This window comes from Bacillus sp. B15-48 (genome assembly GCF_016879755.1).
Lineage (GTDB): Bacteria > Bacillota > Bacilli > Bacillales > Cytobacillaceae > Mesobacillus_B.
In genome coordinates this window covers 612,486-638,009 of the sequence record NZ_WOFU01000001.1, presented here as the reverse complement: position 1 = coordinate 638,009, position 25,524 = coordinate 612,486, and the positions used below count along the sequence as shown (strand labels likewise).

18 protein-coding genes are annotated in these 25,524 nt (G+C 39.8%); 11 read left to right on the top strand and 7 right to left on the bottom strand.

Annotated features, from left to right (window positions below; translation table 11 throughout):
- Positions 1-65: 65 nt before the first annotated feature.
- Positions 66-2,300: a glycoside hydrolase family 3 protein gene (locus GNT69_RS02915; protein WP_203553440.1), complete on the bottom strand. Its 2,235-nt coding sequence runs from the start codon at positions 2,298-2,300 to the stop codon at positions 66-68.
- 817 nt (positions 2,301-3,117) lie between these two features.
- Here GNT69_RS02915 and GNT69_RS02910 point away from each other — a divergent pair.
- On the top strand, positions 3,118-4,284 hold the full coding sequence (locus GNT69_RS02910; RefSeq protein ID WP_203553122.1) for an IS256 family transposase: 1,167 nt from the start codon (positions 3,118-3,120) through the stop codon (positions 4,282-4,284).
- Between the two features lie 546 nt (positions 4,285-4,830).
- Here GNT69_RS02910 and GNT69_RS02905 read toward each other — a convergent pair.
- On the bottom strand, positions 4,831-6,480 hold the full coding sequence (locus tag GNT69_RS02905) for a flavin-containing monooxygenase (protein WP_239093996.1): 1,650 nt from the start codon (positions 6,478-6,480) through the stop codon (positions 4,831-4,833).
- A 152-nt stretch (positions 6,481-6,632) separates the two neighbouring features.
- A complete protein-coding gene (locus tag GNT69_RS02900) occupies positions 6,633-7,634 on the bottom strand; it encodes an alpha/beta hydrolase (RefSeq protein WP_203553439.1) in 1,002 nt (333 codons plus the stop codon).
- A 283-nt stretch (positions 7,635-7,917) separates the two neighbouring features.
- Between GNT69_RS02900 and GNT69_RS02895 the strand changes: the two genes are divergently transcribed.
- Both GNT69_RS02895 and GNT69_RS02890 read left to right on the top strand, forming a co-directional pair.
- On the top strand, positions 7,918-9,018 hold the full coding sequence (locus tag GNT69_RS02895) for an LLM class flavin-dependent oxidoreductase (protein ID WP_203553438.1): 1,101 nt from the start codon (positions 7,918-7,920) through the stop codon (positions 9,016-9,018).
- 46 nt (positions 9,019-9,064) lie between these two features.
- Positions 9,065-10,108 (top strand): 2,3-butanediol dehydrogenase, encoded by a 1,044-nt coding sequence (locus GNT69_RS02890; protein ID WP_203553437.1) that lies wholly within the window; start codon positions 9,065-9,067, stop codon positions 10,106-10,108.
- A 210-nt stretch (positions 10,109-10,318) separates the two neighbouring features.
- Here the strand turns inward: GNT69_RS02890 and GNT69_RS02885 are convergent, their stop codons facing one another.
- Complete coding sequence (locus tag GNT69_RS02885; RefSeq protein WP_203553436.1) at positions 10,319-10,597, bottom strand: amphi-Trp domain-containing protein; 279 nt, start codon at positions 10,595-10,597, stop codon at positions 10,319-10,321.
- Between the two features lie 387 nt (positions 10,598-10,984).
- Between GNT69_RS02885 and GNT69_RS02880 the strand changes: the two genes are divergently transcribed.
- From GNT69_RS02880 to GNT69_RS02865, 4 genes are read left to right on the top strand one after another with little or no spacing between them, the layout of a single operon-like run.
- Complete coding sequence (locus GNT69_RS02880) at positions 10,985-11,644, top strand: molecular chaperone TorD family protein (RefSeq protein WP_203553435.1); 660 nt, start codon at positions 10,985-10,987, stop codon at positions 11,642-11,644.
- Positions 11,631-14,012 (top strand): DMSO/selenate family reductase complex A subunit, encoded by a 2,382-nt coding sequence (locus GNT69_RS02875; protein ID WP_239093995.1) that lies wholly within the window; start codon positions 11,631-11,633, stop codon positions 14,010-14,012. Before GNT69_RS02880 ends, GNT69_RS02875 begins: the two co-directional genes overlap by 14 nt.
- 15 nt (positions 14,013-14,027) lie before the next feature.
- Positions 14,028-14,603 carry a DMSO/selenate family reductase complex B subunit gene (locus GNT69_RS02870; RefSeq protein ID WP_203553434.1) on the top strand — a complete coding sequence of 192 codons (576 nt, stop codon included), beginning with the start codon at positions 14,028-14,030 and terminating at the stop codon, positions 14,601-14,603.
- Between the two features lie 12 nt (positions 14,604-14,615).
- Positions 14,616-15,437 (top strand): dimethyl sulfoxide reductase anchor subunit family protein, encoded by an 822-nt coding sequence (locus GNT69_RS02865; protein WP_203553433.1) that lies wholly within the window; start codon positions 14,616-14,618, stop codon positions 15,435-15,437.
- A 1,376-nt stretch (positions 15,438-16,813) separates the two neighbouring features.
- Here the strand turns inward: GNT69_RS02865 and GNT69_RS02860 are convergent.
- The 3 genes from GNT69_RS02860 to GNT69_RS02850 form a co-directional block, all read right to left on the bottom strand.
- A complete protein-coding gene (locus GNT69_RS02860) occupies positions 16,814-18,268 on the bottom strand; it encodes a carbon starvation CstA family protein (RefSeq protein ID WP_203553432.1) in 1,455 nt (484 codons plus the stop codon).
- A 242-nt stretch (positions 18,269-18,510) separates the two neighbouring features.
- The gene (locus GNT69_RS02855; RefSeq protein WP_203553431.1) at positions 18,511-19,239 is read right to left on the bottom strand and encodes a LytR/AlgR family response regulator transcription factor; all 729 of its coding nucleotides are present in this window, start codon (positions 19,237-19,239) and stop codon (positions 18,511-18,513) included.
- Entirely contained in the window at positions 19,223-20,980 is a 1,758-nt protein-coding gene (locus GNT69_RS02850; protein WP_203553430.1) for a sensor histidine kinase, read from the bottom strand. The genes GNT69_RS02855 and GNT69_RS02850 overlap by 17 nt, the downstream gene beginning before the upstream one ends.
- Positions 20,981-21,267: 287 nt before the next feature.
- On the opposite strand from GNT69_RS02850, the gene GNT69_RS02845 reads away from it, so the two are divergent.
- From GNT69_RS02845 to GNT69_RS02830, 4 genes are all read left to right on the top strand, one after another.
- On the top strand, positions 21,268-22,245 hold the full coding sequence (locus GNT69_RS02845; RefSeq protein WP_203553429.1) for a bile acid:sodium symporter family protein: 978 nt from the start codon (positions 21,268-21,270) through the stop codon (positions 22,243-22,245).
- Positions 22,246-22,521: 276 nt separating this feature from the next.
- Complete coding sequence (locus tag GNT69_RS02840; RefSeq protein WP_203553428.1) at positions 22,522-23,184, top strand: GntR family transcriptional regulator; 663 nt, start codon at positions 22,522-22,524, stop codon at positions 23,182-23,184.
- A gap of 176 nt (positions 23,185-23,360) precedes the next feature.
- Entirely contained in the window at positions 23,361-23,957 is a 597-nt protein-coding gene (locus tag GNT69_RS02835) for a nucleotidyltransferase family protein (protein WP_203553427.1), read from the top strand.
- An 8-nt stretch (positions 23,958-23,965) separates the two neighbouring features.
- Positions 23,966-25,417 (top strand): PucR family transcriptional regulator, encoded by a 1,452-nt coding sequence (locus GNT69_RS02830; RefSeq protein WP_203553426.1) that lies wholly within the window; start codon positions 23,966-23,968, stop codon positions 25,415-25,417.
- Positions 25,418-25,524: the final 107 nt, after the last annotated feature.

Below are 25,524 nucleotides of genomic sequence, written 5' to 3'. Positions count from 1 at the left end.
TCTTAATTGATCACTTGGTAAGCTAGCGAATTCCTTTGTTTCCCACGAATAACTATAAATGAGTTTTATTTACTAGGATTTCCTGCATCTGCTGGTTTTCCTTGTTGCCCCGCATGAGCAGGCTTCCCTGTTTGCCCCGCATGGTCAGGCTTTCCAACTGCTTTTCCTTGATTGTAGGAAAGACCAAATCCATATTCGTATTTATCCCCAGACTTATTCACATAAGAATAATCAGCGTATTCTTCTGGTGCGAAGCTAGGAACGTCGCCGACTTCATTTTCAACAGCTTCTTCATTCGCAGGGATTGCAAATGGAAGTGTTCCGATCGGGTTGAATTTACCGCGAATCACATCGATGATCGCTTCTGGTTTTGTTCCGTATGTTGCTAAAACAGCGGCAGCATTTGGTTCAATTTGGTCGATTAACCATGGGCTGATAAAGTTAACGGCTGTAATGGTTGGAACGGCTTTTTGAATTTCAACAATACGATCAACATTGGCAATGCCTGTTTCTGGACCAATGGTAATGCGTGGATCATTATCCCAGTTCGATTGCGCCGGTTTCACCCAAACAAAGGCATGTGTCGCTTCGTCGAGTGAGTCAACGATTTCAATTTGGCTATCATGCTGTTTAATTTGCTCTTTCAGACCTTCGCTTTGTGCTTCAGCATCTCCGCCTGTAAACAGTTCAACATATAGTTTTACCTTATCAATTGTTGCATCTTTCAATGGTAAAATATTTTTATCATTGCGTAATAACACAATCGATTTAAGATGGGCTTCGTCTGCTAATACTTGTGATTCTTGATTTGCAACGACTTCAAGCGCCTCTTCTGGATCGACATATGGATCCTCAAATAGGCCTAAATTCATCATCTCTGTGAGCAATAAAGTGACAGACCTGTCCACTACTTTTTCTGAAAGTAAGCCACTATTAACAGCATCGATGATCGGCTGCGGATTCGATGATCCGGAAATGATATCGGTACCTGCATTAATTGCCTTCGCTACTTTTTCAGCATCTGATAAATGTTCTGCACCCCAAGCATTTCTTCCGACCGCTCCTGTATCAGAGTTCACATATCCTTTAAATCCAAGGTCGTTACGTAAGAAATCTAAAATCCCTTTATTTAATGTAAAACCAACTTCTTCAAATTGCTGGTCTTCACTATACCATGGCAACCCTTGATCAGCACTTTCATTGCTCGGGTAGGCGTAATACGGCATGACAGAAGCAACCCCAGCTTTAATCGCTGCCTCAAAAGGAGGGATATGGTACTTAAGTAAGCTTCCTTCTGTTGGATAAGGATTGAACTGACCTTCTGGGAAGTGAGGGTCTAACCCTTTATCACGTGCTCCGCCGCCAGGGAAGTGCTTTACTGTAATGGAAACGCTGTCTTCTCCAAGCTCTTCACCTTGGAAACCAGTGATAACATTGTAAATCATCTCTGACGCAAGTTCAGGATCCTCACCAAATGTATCTTCAATTCTTGCCCAAAGTGGGTCTGTCGCAATATCAGCCGTATAGCCGTATACTTTGCGAATTCCAGCAGCTCTCCATTCCTCAGCTGCGATTTGACCGAATTCCTTCACAGCCTCAGCGTCGCGTGCTGCAGCAAAACCGAGTGGTCCTGGCCAAAATGTATGAAGTCCTGATCCTTCACTATTATTCGTGTAATCTGTTGAAGCATGGTTACGTGGGTTCGAAGTGACAACGACTGGAATCCCTAATCTTGACTGCTCAGCGATTGCTTGCAGTTGGTTCGTGTATTTTGCGATAACATCCATTGTTGGCGTTTGGCGGAAAATCACGTAGCGCATTTTATTGGCAACAAGCAATCGATCATCATCTTTCACATATTTGCCGTCTTCTGGATCAGCAAGTGGCGTATGTGTGTTAATCAACATTAAACCGGCTTTTTCAGCAAGTGTCATTTTAGAAACTAGATCAGCTACCCGTTGTTCAACTGGTAATCTCCAATCCTCGTAAACATCGAGAACTCTGTTGCCATTTGCATCACGGAAATGCTTTCCATTGATTGTAATAACCCCTTTTTTAGCTGCTTCAATTTCGGGCTGGCCAGTATCCGGGTTCGCAGGGATTCGGTAGGTAATTGTGTCTGCCCCTGAGCCTCCTGGAGTACCCGTCGATGGATCAACATATCCTAAATCTTCATTACTGTTCGCACTAACTTGTGGTGCCATCACTGGAACTAGTAGCGAGAAGGCAAGGGTGCTTGTTAACAATGTTTTTTTTAGTTTTGAACTTCTCTTTCTAATTCTTGAAGATATTGATGCCATTTTTTTCTTCCCCCTCTAATATGAAATACTCTTTAAAACGGTTTGAGATGTGAGCCTAAATTCAGCTAATCTATGAAGCGCTTTCATTGTTTGCCCAAATAAAAAGCTGAAAAACTACACCCCTTATACATGTTCAATACAATAACTATAAGTTATTTATTAGGTTACCAAACAAACTTATAAGGAGATTTTAACACTTTAAAACGCTTTCAACACGGGAATATTCTCACATTTTAAAATTATTTAAAAATAGGGAAAAAGACTCAAGATTTTTGCTTGGCAGTCCATCGGTTGGTTATAAAATACCAAGTTTCATGAACAAAAGTGGTGGTTTGAAGGATTTGGTTTTTCAGGCATTTTGGAGGGGGTGGGGTATTTTTAGTTGCAAGGGGGGACATTGAATTTGGCCGCTCATTCGATTTGTTGTTTTTAAGATTCACTGCTTGGTAGGTAAACTTTTTCACAAATCAGCTGAAGCTGCAGGATTGAAAGTGATTGAAGCCCGGTTCATGAAAAAAAGGTCAGTCCCTGAAACCAGTAAAAGAGAGGGCTGACCATTCGTAACGAGTACCGTTACCTATCGCAAAATAACTGAATCTTGATTTCCATGCGTCTAAAAAATAAACGGAAAAACTCCCGCTAAACTGGGAAATACTCATATTTCCTTGAAAATAAGGGGAGTTTTTCCGTCTATATGATCAAAATCTTTAAATTTTCGATTAAGTCCATATAATTGTGTAAAAAGAAAAGGGTTCATTTTTATCCCTCTTGGAAACAATGTTTTCAACCACGATAAACAATGAAAAGAGGAATAAGAATGACCCAATTACAGTTTAACCTAGATTTGGAACTTTTAAAAGAATCCGTGATGAGTTCAAACTTAGATACAGTAGTTAAATCCGCCATTATTCTTGTCATGAATGAGTATATGGAGAAAGAAAGAGATGATTATCTAAAGGCTGATGCTTATGAACGCTCTGCGGAGCGTCGTGATTATCGGAATGGCTACTATGAGCGTGAATTAACGATGAGTATCGGTAAAATCAAACTTAAAGTTCCTAGAACTCGGAATGGTGAATTTTCAACTTCCATTTTTGAAAAATATGCACGATGTGATCAGGCATTAGTTCTTTCCATGTTGGAGATGGTAATCAATGGTGTATCTACACGAAAAGTAACACATATTGTGGAACAACTATGTGGTGAAGATTTCTCTAAATCATTTGTTTCTTCTCTTACTCAGAAACTTGATCCTATTGTTAATGATTGGGCAAAAAGGCCCTTGAATCTAATATATTATCCTTTCGTTTTTGTAGATGCCATGTATATTAAAGTGCGTGAACATCACCGTGTCGTTTCAAAAGCTGTTTATATTGCGACTGCAATTACAGAGAATAAAAAAAGGGTAATACTTGGATTAAGTGTAGATCACGCTGAAAGCTTTGAGAGCTGGAGTCGCTTTTTCCAACAACTTAAGTCACGTGGCCTACAATCCCCGAAACTAGTCATCTCTGATGCTCATAAAGGGCTCCAGAAAGCGATTCAACGGGAATTTATTGGGACAAGTTGGCAAAGGTGCAATGTACATTTTAAACGAAATATCATAGCGAAGCTTCCTAAAAAAGACTCAGGCGAAATTCGTATGATGATTAAGCGAACTTTTGAAGCTGTCACTATTGAGGATATGAGAAAGTTTAAAGATGAATTGATGAGCCAGTTTGGAGATAATCCTAAATACGAAGCTGCACTTAATATATTAGATGAAGGGTTCGAAGATACCATTCAATACATGGAGCATCCAGAGGATGTTCGTTGCCATATTCGTAGTACTAATTCACTGGAGCGTTTAAACCAAGAAGTACGTAGAAGAGAAAAAGTAATCCGTATTTTTCCTAATACTCAATCTGCTTTCCGTTTAATTGGGGCTGTTTTAATGCAGTATCAAGATACCGTATATTCGAAACAAAAATCTCTTAAAAAGTAGCTATGTTTAATTTTTAAGGCAACTTCCATTTTTGGATTATTCCATACCCAGTCAAGGCTATCAAAGGAAAACCCGCCTTTGACACCCTTGACTGGGTATGGAGCATAAAACCCATGGAAGTTTCGCTCGAAAAATGTAAAGGGTGGTTGTGTCGTTTAACCCAAAGTAATTACATTTAACTGATATTAATTGAAAACATTGTTTTGTATTTTACACAATATTGAGGACTTGACTAAATTTTCTCTTTTTTAGAGCGGTTAACGGGAATATCTCGGCTTATTTCCGCTACTTAAGCTTCCCCTATCTACAATAGCAGGAAATTCTCCGCTTATTCATTCTCAAACCTACACAAAAATCGATACGGAGAAGGCGAAAGTGGTTTTTAGTATAATTCGCAATTAAGCAAAGCAAAATAGCAAGGGTATAAACCCATGCTATTTCTAATGTTTTTTTAATCTCTCCAGCCTTACAAATAGCCCTACATTTTCCTGCGCAAATTGGCGTTTTGCGATAGGAAACGGAACCCGTTAGACCATTCGCTAACTATTATTTGTTAACAGTCGAATTTGAAACTAAAGAAAAGCCATTATAGCCATTGGCAGCGACTTCATTGCACTTCTCCCTATACGCCATCAAACCACCTATATAAATGAGAAAACCACGTGGCTTGGCTTCGATATTCATCCCTGTGTACCAGGACGGTGTTTTAGGGAACAGTGTTTGGTTTGCCACTTCTTGACAATGTTTATTCCAAGCTTCTTCAGCTTCCACTTCTGGTTCGATGGTTTCAATATCGTGGTCACGAAGATACTTCACACAATCTGAAATCCATTCAACATGTTGTTCGATAGCGGATGGCATGTTTACCAACACAGATGGACTTTCTGGACCAGTAATCATAAACAGATTTGGAAAACCGGCTGTTGCAATACCAAGATTTGTCCTGACTTTCGCTCCATTTTGCCATTTTTCTTTAAGGGAGATTCCAGCTTTTCCACGAATATCAATTTTTAATAATGGTCCTGTCATCGCGTCATAACCAGTCGCAAATACAATCATATCTAACTCGTATTCTTTTTCCGCCGTCCTTATTCCTTTAGGAGTGATCTCAACAATCGGGGTTTCTTTCACGTCTACTAAACTCACATTTTCGCGATTGTATGTTTCAAAATAATAAGAATCCATCACCGGCCGTTTCGTAAGGAAATAATATGATGGCATAAGTTTCTTCGCTACTTCCGGGTCTTTAACGATTTCTTTTATCTTCGTCCGAATAAATTCACATGCTGTTTCGTTAGACTGCTCGTTAGTCGATAAATCCGCAAATGAGAATTGGAAAGCTAACCCGCCGCTTTCCCAAGCCTGTTCATAAATTTTTTTTCGTTCTTCCGGAGGAAGCTTGATTGCCGATTCAGCAGTATGCAGGACTCCAAGTCCGCTCGGAGTAGTCCGCATCAGCCGCTTAATTTCGCTGAAATTTTCTTTCGTCTTTTTAATGAATTCAGGATCATGTTTGTAGTTATTTGCTGGATTGCTATATTGTGGTGTTCGTTGAAAAACGGTGAGATAGTCTGCTTCTTTTGCAATAACTGGGATCGCTTGAATTCCACTAGAGCCAGTACCGATAATCCCGACACGTTTTCCTTTGAACTGGACTTCTTCATGCGGCCATTTGCCTGTATGGTACCACTCGCCTTTAAATTTTTCGATTCCTTTGAAATTTGGAACATTGGCAGCAGACAGGCAACCAACAGCTGTAATCAAATAGTTAGCGGTGATGTTCGTGCCATTATTTAGATGAATTTCCCATTTATTGTTTCTCTCATTATAATGAGCAGATTGTACGTGTGTGTTAAATTGGATATCGCGACGAAGATCTAATCTATCAGCAACGAAGTTAATATAACGGAGGATTTCTGGCTGCTCGGCAAACTTGGAAGTCCATGTCCATTCTTTATACAATTCCTCAGAGAACGTGAAGTTATAATAAATACTCTCAGAGTCGCAGCGTGCTCCTGGATAACGATTCCAATACCAAACTCCGCCTACGTCTTCGGCTGCTTCATAGACGCGCGTCGAAAACCCTTCTTCACGAAGACGATGAAGCATATATAGCCCCGAGAGCCCGGCGCCAATTACAACGGCATCAAAACTTTGAACAGATTTGTTTGTTTCCATTTGAGAATGCAAAGTCATCTTTTTCCTCCCTTTTTTCCCTATCTATCAAACTTTATTTTAAAAATTAGGATTAGACTTCGTTTTTACGGTGGATAATACCCTCTGAATTGGAGAGTTCAATATATTCAAAGAATGAAAGTATTGAACTCATTAATCGATTTATTTTCCACTTATGTCTGACTTTTTACGCGATTAGGATGCAGAGCTTGTTCAAGGGCACTCAATCGGAGATTTAACGCTTTCTGACTTACCTTTGCCATAGGATTAGCTACTTCAAATCCATGAAAAGCCCCAGGGTATACATGAAATTCCACGGAGACATCTGCTTGCATTAAGCCCTTGGCATAATCGATATCTTCATCGCGAAAATTCTCGAGCGCACCTACCTCTATGTAAGTTGGAGGTAGATTAGAAAGATCATTTGCTCGTGCAGGAGCGGCATAAGGAGACACATTGTCACTGCCTACTTGGTCACCAAGATAGGCCAGCCATCCGAGCTCATTCAACTCTTTTGACCATCCCGGCCAATTCCCGGTAAACTGTTGGCTGGAAGGGGTTATATTTCGATCATCTAACATTGGATAAATCAAATATTGAAAAGAGACTTTCGGTCCATTTCGATCACGGGCCAACAAAATTGTTGCCGCAGCAAGACCGCCGCCTGCACTTTCACCTCCAACGACAATCCGATCAGGATCAATTCGCAGCTCACTTGCATGCTCGGCTGCCCATTTAAGTCCTGCATAACAATCTTCAACTGGGGCAGGGAATGGATGCTCAGGGGCCAGTCGATAATCGACGGAAATAACGACTGTATTTAATTTTTCGGCAAATAACTCCATTTTCAATTGTTCTTCATCAATGCCACCTAAAATCAAGCCACCGCCGTGGATATGATAAAAACATGGCAGTGTTCCAGATTGATCGGTTGGTCGGTAAATTTTGACTCGTACATCAGGATCTCCTTCTGGACCAGGAATCCTTCTTTCTTCGCAGATAATATTCGGATTTTGTACGCCATTTGTAGCCATACCTGCTAGAGCACTAGCCAATGCTTTCCGCATAACAGGGATATCCTCCAGTGTGAGTGAAGCCTTGTCGATCTCTCCAAAAATGGCTTGCATCGGCTCAACGGCAGGCGCCAGTTCAGGATCTAAATTTTTGTGAATCATTCAATCATTCCTTTCATTCTTGTCTAATATATTCCATCTTTGTCACATACAATGATGTAAAAATATATTTGCCTAAATTAACACTAACAATTTTATTTTTAATAGTCAATAAAATTTCTGAATATTAAAAATATTCTTGAAATAAACCTCACAATCTTTTAAAATGAAAATTGATTGTTCTAAGTTGAGCCCTATTAACTTAGTTTTCCATTTTTACATAAAGCATCGCGTTAATATTGACGAAGTTAGAACAATTAATAGTTTTGATGGGAGCTGAGCATTTATGAAATTTGGTTTTTTTGCCATGCCAGAACACTACCCTTGGGAAAACTGGACTCTTTCTTTTGACCGTGATATTGACCGGATTGTTTATGCTGAAAAAATGGGATTTGATGAATTTTGGATTGGGGAACACCATACGGGAGATTATGAAAATGTTCCAGTTCCTGAGTACATGATCGCAAAGGCTTCTGCGTTAACTCACCGAATCAGGTTGGGTACAGGTGTAGTCAGCATGCCAATTCATGATCCGTTTCAAGTTGCGGAAAGATTAGCGTTTTTAGACCAATTAACCCATGGTCGTTTAATCGCAGGAATAGGGGCAATTGGGATGCCAGCTGATGGTGTGTTATATGAGGTCGACCCGAAGGAAACAAGGGGGCGAATGAGAGAAGGTATTGAGGTTTTAGAAAAATACTGGAATAACGAAGAACCTATCAGCCATGAAGGTTTATTTTATAAGTACAATGAACGTTCAATCCAAGTGCGGCCATATCAGGAAAAACTGCCAATTGCCGTTGCAGGGGTTACATCGGTAAATAGTTACCAATTAGCAGGTGAAAGAGGGTATTATCCAATAAGTATTTTTCATACAGCTGTTCACGCTGAAGGGGAAAAAACAATTCCTAGCTTGAAAGATCAGGCAGCTGCACTTGATCAAGGAGCGATTAATGCAGGGCGTGACCCTAAAGAGGTAAGAAAAGAATGGCGAATCATTCGGGAGGTATATGTTGCAGAAAGTAGAGAACAAGCGATTGAAGATATACGTCAAGGCGTTCGTGATTCATATGATTATTTATTAGACGCAGGATTTGCTGCCTATATGAAAACAAATGACTTTCTGAAGGATGAAGATGTCACCATGGAGTACATGATGGAAGCGATGCCATGGATCATCGGAAGTCCTGAGGATTGTATTGAACAAATTAAAAGAATAGAAAAAGAAACAGGTGGATTCGGCTATCTATTTATTAACAACCGAGATTGGGGTACAGACGACAAATGGTACCGTTCAATTGAATTGTTTGCAAGAAAGGTCATGCCTGCATTTAAAAATACTGGTGTAAGAAAGGCATCGCAAAGAAGAAGAAGTGTGAACGCCTAGTCTTTCTTTTTACTCGTTCTAGAAAAATCTTAGGGGGCAAAGTTATATGAAAGCAGGCTTAATCTATGGGAAAAAAGATTTGAGAATTGAAGAAATGGAAGTTCCAAAGGTGACAAGCGGAAAAGTTAAAATCCAAATCGCACATGCAGGTATTTGCGGAAGCGATCTCCATATTTATCATGAAGGGGTGATGCTAACAGATGAAGCTCACCCGCTTACACAGAAAAAGCCGCCGATTGTTCTTGGGCATGAATTTTCAGGTACTGTAGTAGAAGTAGGAGAAGGGGTTCAGAATGTATCGCTAGGTGATCAAGTAGCAGTAGAACCTTTCGTTTATTGTGGTATATGTGAATTTTGTAAAAAAGGCAATTATAACTACTGTGAACAATTTGGGTGTTTAGGGGTAAATGGGGATGGCGGATTTGCCGAGTTTTGTGTAACTGATGCTCACTTACTTCATAAATTGCCAAAAAATGTGACGTTAAGAGAAGGAGCCATTATTGAACCCGCGGCTGTCGCTGTACATGCGGTTAGACAAAGCGGCCTGAAAATTGGGGAAACAGCTGCAATTTTTGGCGCTGGCCCGATTGGACTTCTAACTTTGCTCGCTGCAAAAGCGGCTGGCGTTTCAGAAACTTTTGTCATCGACATCTCCCAGGAGCGATTAAATAAAGCGAAAGAATTAGGTGCAACTTATACGATTAATGGAATGAACGAAGATGTGATTCAAAAAATCATATCCGTCACTCAAAAAGGAGTAGATGTAGCCTTTGAGGCAGCCGGTGTTGAGAAAACCTTTAGTCAGGCGATTACAAGCGTTAAATCCGGCGGTACCATTTCCGTCATCGCAATTTATGAACATGAGATTTCCTTTAATCCTAATATTTTATTTGAAAAGGAAGCAAAGTTATATTTTAGCCGCGGCTACGCCAATGAATTTCCAGAAGTGATTCAATTAATAGCAAAAGGATTAATGGATGTTAAACAAGTCATAACAAAAGAAATTGATTTAGAGCATCTAGTTCAGGATGGTTTGGAATTATTAGTAAAAGATAAGAGCCAATCAAAAATCCTCGTCCAACTGAGCTGATTTTAGTGTTTTTAAGACTCCCATTTACTTAAAGTATGTAATAAATCGCAAATTAAGGAGAAGCTGCCGTTAGTATGTGGTAGTTTCTCCTTTTAATTTTTTAAATTAGGATCTAGGGATGGTCTTTCCATCGCAAATTACAAAATTTAGGTGCAAAAAAAGAAAGAGGCAAAAACTTCATGTTTGTGCTTTTCTCCCTTTTTGATGATCTTATTCGATTCCCATAGATTTTTGTTGGCTTTCTCCTGTATACCAATCAAATTCAATCTCGAAGGAGTGTTTGTCCCCTCTTTGCGTGTACTTATATTCCACTTTTACTTGGGATGCAGGCTGAACAAGAATTTGTTCTTCGCCTTGGACAAAGGTGAATTGACCTTCCGTTTTTAATTTCTCGGCAATTTTTTCAAGCATCGTGGCAAATTCAACTGTCGACTGTTGTTCTTTATGCTTCAACAATACCTCTGTGACGGGCTTGTTTCTTTCCTCCATGCTGATCCCTCCTTGTCTTTCTTTCATTGTAAAACAAATTTGTGGCTAAGATTCGTTTAAATTGATACAAAATTGGTAATATTCAACGAAGTAGACGATTGGATGATTGATTTTTATTTTTAACAGAAACCTTATTTTTATAACCTTCTAGTGTTTTTGACAAATCTATGGCTTCACAAAGATGTAAAATTTGGTGGTCACCACGCACAAAAATGGCGGGGGGAATTTGTATGGTGGGACCATATTAAAGGCGTGCAATATCATTTAAAATTAAGTTGTATGTGAAGTTAATCACATAATTTAAAAAAGGTCGAAAAATATTTTCATACTGTGTTCGCTTCTGAAACGAGAGTGACTGGTGAAATTTTAAGATGTGAGGTGAACGGAGTGCAAAAAGAATTAGAGAATCTTCAATTGGAGATGAATGTACGGAAAGCGCAATATGAACTTCTGCAATTGATTTTTAGTCACCCCCTTTCAGTCGAAGTCTTTCAATCATTGAAAGAACAAGAGCTTAATGGAAACGAATATTTATTTGCTTTTTCGAAAGAACTAGGCGTACGTGAGTTAAGTGAAGTTGCAGCGTTTGAAAGGGAGCAGTTTATGCAGTTATTCGTTGGCCCGGGAGTGATTCCAGCTCCACCATGGGAGTCGGTTTATCGCTCGAGAGAGAGACTTCTTTTTGGCGAACAGACGTTAAAATTGAGAGAAAAGCTGCGATCATTCGATCTTCATTTTGAAGGAGATGGTCATGAACCGGAAGATCATATCGCAACGGAATTAGAATTTATGGGTTATTTAATTCAAACGACAATCAATGCGATAATCAGCCAAGACGAAGAACAATTCCTTAAAGCAATACAAACTCAATTTTCTCTTCTAGAGGAACATTTGCTTAAATGGGTTCCCCCTTTTGTAGAAGATATTCTTTCTTCGACACCAAGTTCGCTTTATAAGGGTTCTGCATTATTTTTACAGGATTTGATTCATGAAGACTATCAATATATGAATCAACTAAAGGAGGTATTGGATTATGAACTTGTTTAAAAAAATGGCTGAACATAAGATGCCACGTAGAAAATTCTTGAAATGGTCTGGTGCAATAAGTGCTCCGCTCGCGTTCGGTGGGGTTGTGGCCACGAATAAATTAACAGAGAAAGTTCGTGCCGCTGAAACAGGAGAAGAGATGGTTATTCCTACTTGTGGGACGACAAACTGTGGCGGACGCTGTTTAGTAAAAGCACATGTAAAAGATGGGACGATAGTTCGCATCTCTACAGATGATGCAAAAGAAGACACGCTAACATGTCCACAAATTCGCGCTTGTATACGTGGGCGAAGCTATCGAAAGTTTGTTTATAATCCGGACCGCTTAAAATATCCAATGAAACGGGTTGGCAAACGCGGCGAAGGCAAGTTCGAACGCATCACTTGGGAAGAAGCGATCGATACCATTTATAACGAAACGGAACGTATTTCAAATCAATACGGGCGTGGAGCGGTTTATAGCAACTACGGCTCAGGAAACTGGGGAGGAATTGTTAGCGGACGAGTGATGTTTAATAAACTATTCGGAGCGACAGGCGGGTATTTAGGCTATTACAACACTTATAGTACCGCGCAAACGTCCAATGCGACTCCTTTCACTTATGGTACAACCGCTACGGGAAGTAGTTTGGATAACTGGTCTCATTCGCAATTGATTATTTTATGGGGGTTTAATCCTGCCGAAACGATTTTTGGAACGCCAACGAATTTTTATTTACAAAAAGCAAAAGAGGCTGGAGCGAAAATTTACGTTGTCGATCCAAGGCAATCAGATTCAGCTGTCGCCTTAGCCGACGAGTGGTTCCCGATTCGTCCAACGACAGACAATGCGTTAATGGCGGCGATGATGCATGTCATCATTACTGAAAATTTACATGATCAAGAGTTTCTGAATAAATATTGCCTTGGACATGATGAAGAGCATATGCCTGAAGGAATTCCTGAAGGAGAATCGCTTCAAAGCTATATCCTCGGCGAAAAAGACGGCACACCAAAAACCCCTGAATGGGCAGAAGGAATTTGTGGATTACCAGCAAATAAAATTCGCCAGTTGGCCCGTGATTATGCTACAGCAAAGCCAGCAGCATTGATTCAAGGGTGGGGCCCACAACGTCATATGAACGGTGAGCAAATTGTTCGTGGCAGCACCGTTTTAGCGTCATTGACTGGAAATGTCGGCATTAAAGGTGGCTGGGCTTCTGGAGCTGGTTATTTTGGTCGTACTGGTGTTGCCGCTGTTCCAAATGTGCCGAACCCTTTAAACATATCAATCCCTTGCTTCCTCTTTACGGATGCAATTACCCGCGGCAAAGAAATGGGTCCAGAAGATGGTGTAAGAGGGTTGGAAGAAGGACAAACCTTGCCAGCGAATATTAAATTGATTTTTAATATGGCGAGCAATGCGTTAGTTAACCAACATGGTGATATCAATAAAACGAAAGAAATTCTTGCAGATGAAAGTCTTGTCGAATTTATTGTTGTCAGTGATATTTTCATGACGCCATCAGCCAAATTTGCCGATATTTTATTGCCATCGAATACGTTCTTTGAGCGCTATGATATTGGATTGCCATGGACGTACGGCGATTACGCAATCCTGTCTCAAAAAGTAATCGATAGCATATATGAAACCAAGTCGGATTATGAGTGGTTAACGATGCTCGCGAAAAAAATGGGTGTGGAACAAGAGTTGACCGAAGGAAAAACAGAGGAAGAATGGGCAAGATGGGTGATTGAAGAAACACGCAAGCAAGATCCAAGCTTCTCTACTTGGGAAGAAATGAAGAAAAAAGGGATTCATAAATGGGATTTTAAAGAGCCAACGGTTGGATTTGAGGCACAAATTAAAGACCCTGAAAATAATCCATTCTCGACTCCGTCAGGGAAAATCGAAATCTTTTCAAAAGCGCTTTGGGATATGAATAAACACGAAGATATTCCAGCGATTCCAAAGCATATTGCCGTAGCTGAAGGACCTGAAAGTAACTTATTGGAGAAATTTCCACTGCAGTTAATTGGCTGGCATTATAAGCGCCGTTGTCACTCTATGCATGATAACAACCCTTGGATGGAAGAGGCAGGAAGGCAAGAAATGTGGATGAACCCAATGGATGCAGCGAAGCGAAATATTAAGACGGATGACTTGGTAAAGGTTTATAACGATAGAGGAATTGTTCATATTCCAGTAACTGTAACAAATCGGATTATTCCAGGAACGGTTGCGATCCCGCAAGGGGCTTGGCATACAGCTGATAAAGATGGAATCGATATTCGCGGGTCCATTAACACATTAACGACTCAAGAACCTTCACCTTTGGCAAAAGGAAACCCGCAACATACGAATCTAGTTGAAGTAGAAAAGGTTTAAAGGAGGGGATTATAAATGACACAATTAGGATTTTATATCGACCAGTCTCGCTGTATCGGTTGTAAAACATGCGTGATTGCATGTAAGGATAAAAACGATAATGAAATAGGCGTTAATTTTAGACGTGTGTATCCATATGAAAGTGGATCGTTTACACAAAATGCCAATGGAACTTTTGTTCAAAATGTCCAATCATACTTCCTTTCCATTTCCTGTAATCATTGCGACAACCCTACCTGTGTACAAGGTTGTCCAACTGGAGCAATGTTTAAGCGAAATGAAGATGGCGTAGTCGTGATTGATCAAGACAAATGTGCAGGTTGTCGCTATTGTGAATGGAACTGCCCATATGGTGCACCTCAATATAATAAAGAATTAGGCAAGATGACGAAATGCAACTTATGTGTAGATTTGTTGGATAAAGGGGAGCGCCCAGCGTGTGAAGGCTCTTGTCCGGTGCGGGCAATTGAGGTTGGCCCAATTGAAGAGCTTCGCGCAAAATATGGTCATACGGATCAAGTAAAAGGAATGCCAAACTCTTCAATAACGAATCCAAATATAGTCATTACTCCACATAAATTTGCAAATTAAGGAGGGATTTACATGCATGAATGGTCGTTATTAATCTTTACTGTTGCCATCCCAGCAGCAGTCGGTGGGATTCTGTTCTTATGGTTTATGAACCGGATTTTAGCGAAAACGGGAACGGAAATGAAGCTGCCCCTAATCGTTATCGCCATCGTTTCCGTTGTAGGTTTAATCGGATCGTTCTTCCACTTAGGCAGTCCGATGAGCGCATTTAACACACTTAGAGGATTTGGTCGCTCATGGATGAGCAATGAAATCGTATTTGTAGGTATCTTTATTGGTTTAGCTTGTATTCTAGCTTTACTTGCAGTCTTAAACAAAAAGGTAAGTCCGACGTTGATGCTCATTACTGGAATGGTTGGTCTCGCTGCAATCTTCTCGATGGCCCAAACGTATGCGGTTACCCGTGTTAACGGCTGGGATCATCTTAATACGTACGTCGTGTTCTTTGGTACTGTACTTGCCCTTGGTCCTGTTCTTGGCGCAAGTCTTATTCTCCCATCTTTTAAAGGGAAAGAAGTCAAGGAAATTGTTAAATGGGCCTTTAGTTTTGGGGTATTAGGTGTGATGATCCAAGTAATTGGATCGGCTATGTTTGCCGCATACACGCCAGAAATCCAAATGATCACAGGTGAAACAGCGGCTGCAAAGCTTGCTCCATACTCAGGTATGATTGGGGTTCGCTGGGTGATTGAAATCGCAGGATTAGCCGTTCTTGGTTACTTATCTTTAAGCAACAAACCGAAAGTGAATTTTTCATTAGTTTATGCCGCATTAGCCGTGTTTGTCATTGCAGAAGGCATGAGCAGATACGTGTTCTACGTATTGGGAGCGTAAAATCTATTAAGAGCAACTCATTTTTGGTGAGTTGCTCTTTTAGATAATAGGCGAGAACCCTCGTGACTTCAGTCATGAGATGAATCGCCTTCGGATACGGTCTAGTGCTCGAAAATCGCGAGATTTTGTACTAGATTAAGTATCCGACATGTCAGCTAATCTTTTTGTATCCCACATTATACATGCTATAATATAACTAGAAATTGTTCTTTGAAAACTGAACATATAGGGTTGATGCAGGAAAAGCTCTGCATCGTAAAATGTTCAAGCAACACGAACAAAAAACCGTTACATGTAGCGATAGCCAAGCGCATGTGATTATCAATACGGGGTTCGCTTGGTTCCTCGTCAAACAGTCCACCTCTTAAATAAGGTGATTGAATCGGTATGCCAACGGGCGTATATTGGGCTGTTGATACCAGAAGGCGATTTTTGCCTTCACAAGCTCGTGACTTCAGTCATGAGTTGTTGACGTTTAAAAAGGATTAGTGCTTAATCATAGACCTAGTTATTCAGCTTCATGATATTACTAGTATTGGGATGGATCATAATGCTAGTAACCAATTTTTTATTCAGAGTAGTGGGGATATATTCTTGTGAAAGTAGGCTTAGAACCAAGTAAAAGCCCTGTTTAATCCAAGTACTAAGATTATTTTAGGTAATTTAACCTTCTGATAATGGCTACGAATAGTTTTTGTTTTAATATTTTTTTACATCTAATTTACATGGGCTAATCCAAATTTTCACATTTATGAGTTAGTGTATAGGTAGTGGGGATAGCATGTGTGGCTATCATGGTATTCGGCGTAGGAGGAGCCGGTACTTTTATTTTTGTGAAAGGCATTTCTCGATAAAAAGCTTAGCGAACATGGGGTAAAATAGTCTCGTGATATTACTAGTACTCGGATAATAATAGCTTTTTTGAAAGATAATGCTGGTAATCGACTTTTTAATCCGAGTAGTAGGTATATATATTCTTAGTAGTAGGATTATAGCCTATTAAAATAGCTTTTTAATCCAAGTACTAAGATTATTTTTGTGACATTATCGTCTTTATGACGAGTACTAGCATTATTTTTACGAGTTTAATGCTAGTACTCGAATTAAAAATCTGCTAAAAACTCGTTTTATCCAAGTACTCGGAATAAACCAGCAGCTAAAACGAGCATAATGCGAGTACTTGGATAAACCGTCAAGCTAAGTGAACTTAATGCGAGTACTCGGAATAAAACCGTCAAGAAAAGTGAACTTAATCCAAGCGTTCGAAATAAAAATCACCAATACACTCGCTTCACACAAAAAAGTGCACGTGGTTCATCCACGTGCACTTTTGGATTATAGTAAGAAGGTCGTGTAAGCTTGCCCTTTCCGGGATATTAAGATGCCGCTCGATTCCAATCAGATATATCTTCCTCAAGTGGAAGCTGGTTGGCGCGATTTTTCTTCGCTGCTCGGAAGAAAAGGGCAATCAGTACGGCCGCACCAATGACACCGCCTATCCATGAAGCAGTCATTGGAAGTCTAAATCCAATCTGAGCATTTAAAATATAGGTAATGACCATCACGAGCATAAATGCGCCAGGGATTAATGGGATAAAGTAATTCTTTTTCGCAATATATAGATACATCGCACCAACAAACAGAGCAATTACCGCTGTTGCTTGGTTCGCCCAGCTAAAATATCTCCAAAGAAGATTAAAGTCGATTTGTGTTAACACAACAGAGATAGCGAAAAGTGGAATCGCAATCCAAAGACGGCTGCCAATCTTCTTTTGTGCAACATTTAAATACTCAGCAATAATCATCCGGGCACTACGGAAGGCTGTATCTCCAGATGTAATTGGGAGAACGACAACCCCAAGAATTGCAAGTGTTCCACCGACTGCTCCAAGCATTGCGACGGATACTTCGCTGACAACGGCTCCAGGACCGCCAGCTGCTAGCACTTCATTTAAACCACCATAGCCGTTGAACAAGCTCATTGCGGCAGCTGCCCAAATCATTGCGATAATTCCTTCTGCAATCATCATGCCATAGAAAATTTTCCGACCTTGTTTTTCCTTTTGGGTCGTACGTGAAATAATTGGCGTTTGGGTCGCGTGAAACCCTGACAGTGCTCCACAAGTAATCGTAAAGAAAATCAGTGGGAATATTGGTAAGTTATTAGGATGGAAATTGGTAAGTGACAACTCCGGAATTGGTGCCCCAGTGACAACTAAACCAATCCCAACCCCAAAAGCACTTATTAACAGCAGGGCCCCAAAATATGGATACAAACGTCCGATGATTTTATCAACTGGTAGTAAAGTAGCTAAAATATAATAAAAGAAGATTGCGGCGATAATAACACCAAGGGCGATTTTTCCATCGATTAATACATGAAGCAAGCTAGCTGGTGTTGACACGAACACGGTCCCAACTAATAACAGCAACAGCACCGCAAAAGCATTGACGACATGCTTCATAATTTTCCCTAAAAATTTACTTGCAAGCTCTGGTAAATGAGCTCCTTTGTTGCGGATCGAAATCATCCCTGTCAAATAGTCATGGACAGCTCCGGCAAAAATACAACCAATCACAATCCAAATAAAAGCGACAGGTCCATAAAGCGCTCCCATAATTGGTCCGAAAATCGGCCCGGTACCTGCGATATTTAAAAGCTGAATCAATGAGTTTCGCGGTGTACTCATTGGGATATAGTCAACCCCGTCGCTATTCACATACGCTGGGGTTGCACGTTCTTCTTTTACCCCAAAAACTTTTTCAATAAATTTTCCATAAGTGAAATAACCGATGATCAGTAAGACAATCCCAGCTAAGAATGTATACATCCATTTCTCCCCCTCTGTATAAAACTCATGGATAAAGCGTTTTCATTTTGTTACCACTAGTATAGTAAGAGATTAGAAGAAATAGATGATTCTAGGATTAAAAGGTTGAAAATCAAGATTAAGATGTTGTTAATTTGAATTAAGATGCACGTAAAATGTGAAGCAAAAACCCGCTGTTCCCTTAAACTTTTTACCTTGCACGCAATGCTTTTGGGAATTTCAACTTACCCATAATGCCATAGCTAAATTTCTAACCTAGCGCGTAATGCTTTCACATAGTTTCTACTGACGGAAAGCAATTCCTTCTGTCCGGCGACTTCGAGTTGATAAGCACCGTTAAACCAAGGAGTTAAGCGGGTAACATACTCGAGATTGACTAAATAGCTTTTATGAATACGGAAAAACGAGTACGAGCTTAAGCGGAACTCCAACTCTTTGAGTGGTGTTTTCGTCTCGTAACTTCCTGTTTTAGCGATGATGCGCGTCAGTTTCTCATCTCTAAAAATGTACAGAATCTCACTTGGTTCGAGGTAAAAAATTTCTCCATCGGCTTCTACGGCCAGTTTCGCCGCTGCTTTTCCTGACTCTGCTGTTTGTGGCGCAAGCCTTTCTTCGATTCGTTTCATTGTTTCTTTCAATTGATCTTCATCATATGGTTTTAATAAATAATCGACGGCATTATAACGGAATGCTTCAGCAGCAAATTCCGGATAAGCGGTTGCGAACACAATTAAAGGTGTTTTTTTCAACTCCATTAATGCTTTCGCGGTTTGCATCCCGTTCAATTTCGGCATTTCGACGTCTAAAAAAACAAGATCAGGCTGCAGTTGGATTGTTTTCATAATCGCTGCTTCACCAGTTTCCGCTTCGCCTATCACTTGGATGAAAGGATATTCCTGAAGCAAGTGTTTTAACTCATCGCGACTATATAATTCATCATCAACAATTAACGTTTTAATATAGGTTTCCATCTTCTTTCGCTTCCTCTTCATATGGGATTGAAAAACGGATTTTTGTTCCTTTATTCGGTTCACTGGTAATTACAAGAGCCGCATCCTCCCCGAACATGATTGAAAGGCGGCGGTTAATATTGTATAACGCAAGCCCTGCTCCTTTTTCGGATTCGAGGTTGGCTTTCCCGAGTTGTGCGATTCGCTGTTGGTCGATTCCTTGGCCATTGTCTTCAACGATGACTTCAATGATGTCTCGCCGCTTTTTGATTAAAATTTTTACGAAGCAATTGGTTTCTTTATTTTTAAAGCCATGTTTAATCGCATTTTCAACTAAAGGTTCGAGTGTGAGCGGAGGGATTTTTTGACTGAGAGCGTCTTCGTCAATATCATAAGCTACCTCTAATTTATGAACAAATCTCGCCTCTTCAATCGCTAAATAGGCTTTTACATGATTTAGTTCTTGATCTAATGTTGTCAATCGCTTCGTCGTCACCGATAGATTTTGCCGTAAATAATGGGAAAGGGAGACGAGCAATTTCCGCGCTTTTGCGGGGTCTATCCGGATGAGCGATACAATCGTATTTAAAGTGTTAAATAAAAAATGTGGACTAATTTGCGCCTGCAACGCCATAATTTCCGCATCTTTGGCGAGCTGGTAGGCGTTATCGGCTTCAGCAATTTCGAGTTGATTGCTGATCATTATACTAAGCCCGGAAATCAACTCCATGACTACGTTCGTAATTTCTTTTTCTGAGCGGAAGTAAAATTTTAAAGTTCCGATCGTTTTCCCGCGTAGTTTTAACGGTGCGATAACTGCCGCACCAAGTGGACAGCGGTTCACGCGGCAGTGAATCATCTCTTGATTGGCGACAATAATTGTACCTTTTTGAATGGTTTCAACGGTAATTTGTGTTTGAATCGGACTATTCGAGCGATGATGATCATCCCCAAGTCCGACATGAGCTAAAATTTCTGTCTTGTTTGTCATCGCGACAGCGCTCGTTTTGATTTCTTGATGGAGGATTTTACATATTGCCTGTGCGGAATCGGTATTGATGCCGTTTCGCAAATGACCAAGTGTTTGATCGGCTAACCGGATAATTTTTTGCGCTTGGACCGCGACTACTTTTTCTTCTTCGTGAATGACGTTTTTAATAATGAGCAGGAAAATCGCACAACCAAGTCCATTGGCGACGATCATTGGGATGCCAATGATTTCAACGAGTGTTAAAGCTTGTTCGAATGGACGAGCAAACAGTAAAATAATCAGCATTTGAATCGCTTCCGCTGCGGCCCCAATCAGAAACGCCGAGCGCAGTTTTACATGCTGATTTTTCTTGTGAAACGCTCCAGCAATGATGCCGGCGATGATTGTAGCAAGCCCACAGGCGATTGCAGTAAAGCCGCCCAATGTCATACGGTGAATCCCAGCTATCAGCCCAGCCCCGATGCCTACTTTATAGCCGCCCAGAAGCCCGGCTAATACGACGCCGATGACTCGGGAATTGGCGATGGCTTCATCGTATGCAAGGTCGGCCGTCCAACGGCTGAAACCCAAGCTTTCTGTACTAAGGCTAAGTCCAGTATAAGTGCCGATAATACCGAAAAAACCAAAAAAGACGATGGCGGTATACTGTTGTTTCCGGTTAAGCTGATCCTGGTAAATCATATCCCGAAAGAAGGGAAATCGCGTTAAAATAAAGGCGATCATCACAATGATGCCTAGCCTCTCCAACATCGTTCCTAACAATTCGAACATAAAAATTCCCCTTTTGTATCAGTATCATTAAACTCATTTTAAAGGAAAAAACGAAAAAGATGAAATCATGGAAAAATACCTTCCCTTTTAGTGGCTTTAAAGGGCTAAGCACATATGCGCCTTTTTAACTTTTCAGAATCCTATAGACTTTTTCGAATTATAGCGTTATAATATCAAGCATTCTTTTAAAATTTTCATATTATCAAAAAGTAGTAGGTTTGTGGGCCTACTCGAAAAGAGTAGCAAAAGAAAAAACTATACATCTATAGAGATTGGAGTTAGCAACAATGAAAGTAATGAATCAAATTAGTCAATTGGCTAATAAGTATTTTAGTGTGATTAGTGTGCTTTTTGCAATTGCCGCTTTTGTTTGGCATGAGAACTTTGTTTGGTTAGGGTCCTATATTACCACGCTCCTTATGATTGTTATGTTCGGCGTGGGGATGACATTGAAACCAGTGGATTTTAAGCTTGTGATTTCCAAACCAAAGCCGGTGATTATCGGGGTTTTAGCCCAATTTACAATTATGCCTTTGCTTGCCTTCGGAATTGCTGTTCTATTTAAGCTTCCTCCGGAATTGGCTGCCGGGATTATTTTAGTAGGATGCGTTCCAGGCGGGACCTCTTCAAATGTTATGGTTTATCTTGCAAAAGGAAATACGGCTCTTTCGATTGCGATGACTTCTTTATCGACGTTACTTGCGCCGATTCTCACCCCGACCCTTTTGTACTTGCTCGCGGGACAGTGGATGCCGGTCGATCCGATTGGCATGTTCGTTTCAATTATTAAGGTGATTATCCTGCCAATTGCTCTAGGATTATTCATTCAAAAGTTGGCGCCACAGGTTGTGGAAAAAGGGGGAGCTTTGCTGCCGCTCATTTCGGTTATTGCGATTGCTCTTGTATGTGCCGCTGTCGTTTCAGGAAATCGAGATAATATTGCCGCTTCAGGATTGATTATATTTGTAACGGTTCTAATACACAATTACTCTGGATTATTTGTTGGTTATATGGTCGGTGTTCTCCTGAAATTAGATGCTGAAACAAGGAGAGCTCTTTCGATTGAGGTAGGCATCCAGAATGCAGGTTTAGGAGTTTCACTTGCGAAAGTCCATTTTGCCGCTTCGCCACTAACCGCATTACCAGGAGCGGTTGCCGTTACCCTGCATGTCATTAATGGATCAATCCTCGCTTCGTATTGGGCAAGGAAATCAAATAAGAAAGAACAAGCAGAAGCAGATGAGAAACGGGAAATGGTAGGATAGGGCGGCAACCCCCTTGTTCTGTTAAAATGTGTAAAAATGCGGAATTTAGTATAATTACGATGACGTGTTTGTTGAAACAGAACATAAAGGTTGAAAGCAGGGGACCCAATGGTGGGTTCCCTGTTTCCATTCTTTTAAATCCAAATGGTCTCCCTTAATCTTTACTAAGCTTTAAATCAGCCATGAAAAAGACGCATCCTCGAACAGTAAATTATCGATAGTTTATTGTTGGCCTGATTCTTTTGTGCTATATTGAATTTTGATGAGGTGAGTAATATGGATAATCCAAAAAGCCAATCACGGCTGGTTTATCGTGAACTAATAAAGAATACAATCTATGATAAAATCGTAAGCGGTGAGCTTGGCCCAGGAGCAAGAATCATTGAGCTTGAATGGGCGAAAGAATTTAATACGTCACAGGCTCCTGTTCGGGAGGCTTTACGGGATCTAGAATCTATGGGAATCATTGTTTCAGTTCCTTTTAAAGGAGCTTTTGTCCGGGAAATGACGATAAAAGATTTAAAGGACATCCATAGTGTAAGAAGCGGTCTTGAAACTGTAGCTTTAAAGAATGCCATTTTAAAAGCGACTGACAAAGAAATAGACGAAGTGAAGGAAATCCTGGACAAGGTGAAGGAGTATGCAAGAAAAGGAGAATGGCAAGCCTTTGTCGATGAGAATATTAAATTTCACCAAAGAATTGTGGAATTGGCGGATACAACTGAGTTATTGAAAATGTGGAAACTGTGCAACATTAAATTATGGACGATATTTAATGTTAGAAAATCAAGGGCAGAGCTTATTAAACTTGCAGATTCACATGATGTGATATACGAAGTATTAAAAAATCGTCAAATTGAAAGATGTTATGAAGTGATGGACCACCATTTTGTAGAAGTAGTTGATGAAATTTCTGAAGAAGATCATCGTACCCACTGAAGTGACTTTTACCACAGTCGCCGGATTCGTACAGCCACGAACCGGCTATTTTTAACGATTTAGTGAACATTCTGATGTTAAATTGACACTAGAAATGGAAAAATATATACTATTTTTAGCTAGAAAATTATCGATAATTGATAATTTTCATAATAATCGTATGACAGGAGGAGCAAATGATAAAAGCGGGAGCAGTTATTATTGCAGCAGGTCTCTCTAGTCGAATGGGTGATTTTAAACCAATGTTGCCCTTAGGAGAAACGACGGTCATTAGAAAAGTCATTAAAACGTTTCAAAGTGCCGGTGTTCATAAGATTGTAGTGGTAACAGGATTTAATGGAAATCAATTGGAAAAACATATTGCTGATATGGGTGTGGAGTGTTTCAGAAATGAAATATATGCCCAAAGTCAAATGTTTGACTCGGCAAAAATTGGCTTCTCGGCTATTCTTGATATGTGTGAGAGAGTGTTTTTTACACCTGCTGATATCCCTTTATTTGGAGTCGATACGATTATTAACATGCTTAACACTCGATCCGATTTAATATGTCCGACCTGGCAGAATAAAAAGGGACACCCTCTTTTAGTTTCAAATGAATTAATAAAGGAATTCCTTGAATATACTGGTGATTATGGACTTCATGGAGCCATTAAATATTGTACCGGTAAAATGGAATACTTGGAGGTTAATGATTGGGGAATTATCTATGATATGGATACACCACAGGAATATTCTGCAGTCAAGGTCATGTATGAAGAGATGAGGGTATAAGGATGTGTATGAATTTCAGTTTATGGGATTTTCACAGCTGGTTTGAAAAAGCTTACATTCCACATGATGTTCATATTATTTCTGAAAAAAGATTGATTGCTGGGATTCGCTCCGCTGATCCTGGCTCAGATACAGAAGATTTTGCCGTCATTTGCAAAACGGCTGATGATTTGGTCGCGCTTATCCACGGAGGAAATTATCTGAATTTCCACAATACTGATATCCAAACAGTTATAAATGAAGCCAATAATATGATATCCACCTATAGAGAATGGGGAAGAAATTTAAAGAAAATAAATATAATGAATGGCTTGCTGAAAGAACTTCTAGAGTGCTCTGAAAAAGTCTTTCCGTTTCCTATCGTTCTGATTCGTAATGATGAGCTTATTTGCCATTCGCCAAGTTACAAAAACGAGGTGAATGAGATTTGGAACCAATTCATGAAAATGGATATACATGTATTTAATGATGATTGTCCGGATGTAAAATTACAGGAAATTTACTACCGGAAAAAGACTGTAATAACAGAAAGTCCTTACTTCGAGAATTACCAGTTATTAATGAATAATATCTGGATGGAAGGCAAATGTTTTGCAAAATTAATTGCTTTTAACGAAACAGGAGTATTTACATTGGCTGATATTGGCATAATCGACCAATTGGCACAGGCAATTGAATTAAATGTTAATAAGAATAAAAAGGAACTCACCAGTAAGAACTACGCAGAATTTGTTTTTAAAAATTGTATAAGGGATAACCAGCCTATACAGGGAGAGTTGAGCGTTACCCTCGATCTGCTCCGGTGGAATGCTGACGACGATTATCTCATCTATTACCTAGACCCAAAATCATTTTTATCTTCTTTTGATTTGATTAAAATAATAAATTCGATTAAAAATAATTTAAAAAATGTATGTGTATTTAATATAGATTTTCATATTGTTATTATCAGTAACATTGCTAAAAAGGATATAGATGCTGAAATAACATGGTTGCAATCTATGACCAAATGGACTACAGGCTTTATCGGACAAAGCTGCATTAGTAAAAACTTTAATGATTTACATCATTTTTTTAGACAGGCACAATATACAGCTGAAAAAGCCAAAAAATTGGACTCTCCATATTTAAGTGCAGAAAATTTCGTTTCCGAATATACATATGAATCAATTCATTCCAATCAGTGGCTACAATCATTAGTGATAACAGAAGTGAGAAAGCTTGAGCATGCGGATAAAAATACACAATCCCAGTTATGTTACACATTATTCATGTATTTAATGAATGGTTGTAATGGCGTGGCGACAGCTGAGCAATTAAAAATACATCGAAGCACCCTTAATTATCGGCTGGAAAGAATTAAAGAAATAATTGGGGAGAAATTATCTGATAGTCAAGGGAAAGAAATCCTCCTATTATCGCTCCTAATAAGTAGAAACGCCTATACAAGAAGTGCCTAAAAAAACTGACGTTGAATCTCCTAGATCAACGTCAGTTTTTTTAAAATCCGGAGAATATATTGTCTGTATTTGCTTGGAAGATTATTCAGATTTCCAAATAACTGTAT